The organism is Streptomyces sp. GC420, assembly GCF_009916105.1.
Lineage (GTDB): Bacteria > Actinomycetota > Actinomycetes > Streptomycetales > Streptomycetaceae > Streptomyces.
In genome coordinates this window covers 1-4,031 of sequence record NZ_JAAAXQ010000535.1, presented here as the reverse complement: position 1 = coordinate 4,031, position 4,031 = coordinate 1, and the positions used below count along the sequence as shown (strand labels likewise).

Genomic DNA, 4,031 nt, shown 5'->3' with positions numbered 1-4,031 from the left:
GAGCGGGCTGCCTGTAGGGCAGGGGGAGCGGGAGGCGTGCGATCCCGTGCCGCGGGGGCCGGCGGCCCCTGCGGGGAGGGGGTGCCGGGGCGACCCGCCCCTCCGGGCGGGGTCAGGACTCCGTGCGGTACATCAGGTCCGTCTCGTGGGTGGTGAAGCCGAGCCGCTCGTACACCCGCAGGGCCGCCGCGTTGTCCCCGTCGACGTACAGCATCGCGGTCGGCGTGCCCTCGGCGGCCAGGTAGCGCAGGCCCACCGCGGTGAGGGCCCTGCCGAGGCCGCCGCCCTGCTCGCCGGGCAGCACCCCGACGACGTACACCTCGCCCAGCCGCTCCTCCGCGTGCAGCTTGGTCCAGTGGAAGCCGATGATCCGGCCGTCCCGTTCGGCGAGGAAGAAGCCCTTCGGGTCGAACCAGGGCTCGGCCTTGCGGTCGTCCAGGTCCCGCTGGGTCAGCGCGCCCTGCTCGGGGTGGTGGGCGAAGGCCGCCGCGTTGACCTCCAGCCAGGCGGCGTCGTCCTGGCCGGAGACGAAGGTGCGGACCCTCACGCCCTCGGGCCACACCGGTTCGGGCACCGAGTCCAGGCTCAACGGCCTCCGCATCTGGTGCAGTTCGCGGAACAGGCTGAGTCCGAGTACCTGGGCGAGATGGCGGGCGGCCGACCTGCCGCCGTGCGCCCAGACCCGCAGCCGTTTGCCGCTCGCCGCCAGCAGGGCGCTGCCCAGCGCCCGTCCGTGGCCGCGCCCGCGGTGCGCGGGGTGGACGACGAGTTCGGCGGCCGGTGCCTCGACCGGGTCGGTGTCCTCCAGCTGCGCGTAACCGGCGAGCGGTCCGCCGGGCTCATTGCCCTCGCGGAGCAGGAAATGCCGTACGCCTTCCCGCCTCCCGCCGCGCAGGGCCAGCCGTCCCTGTTCGGACACGGCCTGCTGCCCGTCGGTCGCGGCGGCCTCGGCGAGCAGCGCCAGGACCTCCTCGGCCTGCCGGTGGCTGAGTTCGTCGAGGGTCTCGATCCGGCGGCCGAGACCTTCCAGTGGCTGGTGCGCTGCGTCAGTCATGCAACGAGCGTACGACTGACGGGTTCCAGTCATCCCGTAGCCGGAGCGTACGTCGTGGGGGGATCGGAAGATGACGGTTCGTCCGGTCCTGTGCCAGAAGCAATCAGCTCGTAACCGGACACCCCCTGTTGCGCTACGCGCGTTGACCCTAGGCTGCCGCCACCAGCCCCCATATTTCACGCCCAACTCACAAGGGGACCCATGTCACCGACGTCCCAGAGAAGGAAACCCGCCACGTCGCGGGTTCTCGCCGTCGCGGCGGGCATCGCCACCGTCGGCGCGCTGGCCGTGGCCGTTCCGGCCAGCGCGAGCCCGGACACCTCCGTGGCCGCCCACGGCAAGAAGAGCCGGACGGTCGACGTCCAGCTGCTTTCCTTCAACGACCTCCACGGCAACCTGGAGCCGCCGACCGGTTCCTCCGGCCGGGTGAGCGAACTGCAGGCCGACGGCACGACCAAGACGGTCGACGCGGGCGGCGTCGAGTACCTCGCGACCCATCTGCGCCAGGCGCGCGAGGGCAACAGGTACTCCATCACCGCTGCCGGCGGCGACATGATCGGCGCCTCCCCGCTGATCTCGGGCCTCTTCCACGACGAGCCGACCATCGAGGCGCTGAACAAGCTCGAACTCGACGTCACGTCCGTCGGCAACCACGAGTTCGACGAGGGCGCCAAGGAGCTGGCCCGGCTGCAGAACGGCGGCTGCCACCCGGCCGAGGGCTGCTACGAGGACACCGAGTTCAAGGGTGCCGAGTTCCCCTACCTCGCCGCCAACGTGACGAACGAGAAGACCGGCAGGCCGATACTCGACCCCTACTTCATCTGGAAGAAGGACGGGATCAAGATCGGCTTCATCGGGGTCACCCTCGAGGGCACCCCGAACATCGTCTCCGCCGAGGGCGTCAAGGGACTCAAGTTCCACGACGAGGTCGAGACGATCAACAAGTACACGAAGGTCCTGGAGCGCAAGGGCGTCAAGTCGGTCGTCGCCCTGATCCACGAGGGCGGCTCCCCGGCCTCGTCGGCGTACAACTACGACTGCGACAGCCCGGGCGCCGGCGACGGCATCTCCGGACCGGTCGTGGACATCGCCAAGAACCTCAGCCCGCAGGTGGACGCGCTGGTCACGGGCCACACCCACCAGGCGTACGTCTGCACCATCGACGACCCGGCCGGCAAGCCGCGCATGGTGACCTCCGCGGCCTCGTTCGGCAGGCTGTACACCGACACGACGCTGACCTACGACCGCTGGACCGGCAACATCGTCCGCACCGCGGTCGACTCCGCCAACCACGTGGTCACGCGCGACGTGCCGAAGGCGCAGGACATGACGCAGCTCGTCACCAAGTGGAAGACCCTGGCCGCCCCGGTCGCGGGCAAGGCCGTGGGCCACATCTCCGCCGACATCCCGGGCCGCGGCGCCACCACGCCCGAGTCGCCGCTCGGCGACCTGATCGCCGACGCGCAGCTGGAGCACGCGAAGTCGCTCGACCCCGAGGCGGACCTGGCGCTGATGAACCCGGGCGGCATCCGCTCGGACCTGACGTACGCGGCCTCCGGCAGCGAGGGCGACGGTGTCGTGACCTACGGCGAGGCGTACACCGTCCAGCCGTTCAGCAACACGGTCAACCTGCTCGACCTGACCGGCGCCCAGCTGATCACGGCCCTGCAGCAGCAGGTAAGCGGCTCGAACGCGGCCTCTCCGAAGATCCTCCAGATCTCCGAGGGCCTGACCTACACGCTGGACATGACCAAGTCCGGCGCCGACCGGGTGGTCGTGGACTCCATCAGGCTGAACGGCGCGGCGATCGACCCCGCCGCGACCTACCGCGTCGCGATGAACAACTTCCTCGCGGGCGGCGGCGACGGCTTCGGGGCCCTGGCGCAGGGCACCAACCCGCTCGTCGGCAGCGACGACCTGGCCGCCTTCAACGCCTACCTGGCGGCGCACTCCTCGCCCGCGGCACCGATCGCACCGCCGGCGGCCGACCGGATCACGGTCATCAAGTAACACGGTCACCCGACCGCGGTCACCGACCGCACTCCCGACGGGGGGAAGGGGCGACCCGGCGCTTCACGGCCGGGCCGCCCCTTTTTCTTGCCCCGCCCCTGTCTGGGCACGTTCACCCGTTCGGATGGCCGCCCGGCGACCGGACGCGCCTCCGCCTCCGCCCTACGATGATTGCTCTCGACACCAGCCATCAGGAGGCGCCATGTCCGCGGCGGCGGTCGAGCACACCCCCGGCCACGACGAGCCACCACTGACCCTGCTCGAAGCGGCCAATGAGCTCATGGAGCAGAACCCGGGCTACCGCGTCGAGATCATCGGAGGCCTGCTTCTCAGGACCCCGCCACCGGATTACGCCCATGCGCGGGCACTGACCAGGCTCATGCGCCCGTTCATCGCGGCGGGCCTGGACGAAGGTGAGACGGAGGTGCCCAGGGCGTGGGACTCTGGCTGCCGGACGGACCGGAGGACTACGCCGTTCCCGACCTCTGCGTCGTGGACTCCGACATCGAGGACCACCTCATCGAGAACAACTGCTACGACCCCGTCTCCTTCCGCCTCGTCCTCGAGGTCACGTCGAGCAACTACAACCAGGACCTGCGGACCAAGGTGGCCGCCTATGCGATCGCCAGGATCCCCGTCTACGTGATCGTCGACCGCAGGCATCAGCGTGTCCATGTCCTGACCGACCCCGTCGCCAACGAGTACGACAACCACCGGGTGCACGCGGCGGGCGAGCGGATCGTCCTGCCCGAGTCCGTCGGGGCCGAAGTCACCCTGGACGTGGCGGAGTTGCTGAAGGCGGCGCAGCCGCGCCCCAGGTCCTGACGGCGACCGCCCCAACTTCCGTACGCCCTCTGTCTCCTGGTCCGTACCTGTGGTTCCCTGCTTCCCGACTGCATGACAGGGACAGGACAGAAACCGGGAGGCGGGCATGGCGGGCACGGTGCGCACGGCCATGGATCGGCGT

General features: G+C 70.4%; 3 protein-coding genes and 1 pseudogene. 2 read left to right on the top strand and 2 right to left on the bottom strand.

Going from position 1 to position 4,031, the window contains the following annotated elements; translation table 11 throughout:
- Positions 1-112: 112 nt before the first annotated feature.
- Positions 113-1,054, bottom strand: a complete 942-nt coding sequence (gene mshD, locus GUY61_RS35620) for a mycothiol synthase (RefSeq protein WP_166634446.1) — start codon at positions 1,052-1,054, stop codon at positions 113-115.
- A 201-nt stretch (positions 1,055-1,255) separates the two neighbouring features.
- On the opposite strand from mshD, the gene GUY61_RS35615 reads away from it, so the two are divergent.
- Positions 1,256-3,064 carry a bifunctional UDP-sugar hydrolase/5'-nucleotidase gene (locus tag GUY61_RS35615; protein ID WP_166634445.1) on the top strand — a complete coding sequence of 603 codons (1,809 nt, stop codon included), beginning with the start codon at positions 1,256-1,258 and terminating at the stop codon, positions 3,062-3,064.
- A 190-nt stretch (positions 3,065-3,254) separates the two neighbouring features.
- On the opposite strand, the gene GUY61_RS40920 is transcribed toward GUY61_RS35615, so the two are convergent.
- The gene (locus GUY61_RS40920; protein WP_243766982.1) at positions 3,255-3,422 is read right to left on the bottom strand and encodes a hypothetical protein; all 168 of its coding nucleotides are present in this window, start codon (positions 3,420-3,422) and stop codon (positions 3,255-3,257) included.
- Here GUY61_RS40920 and GUY61_RS35610 point away from each other — a divergent pair.
- Positions 3,345-3,889: pseudogene (locus tag GUY61_RS35610) on the top strand (Uma2 family endonuclease). The gene GUY61_RS40920 and the pseudogene GUY61_RS35610 sit on opposite strands and share 78 nt — an antisense overlap.
- The last annotated feature ends 142 nt before the right edge of the window (positions 3,890-4,031 follow it).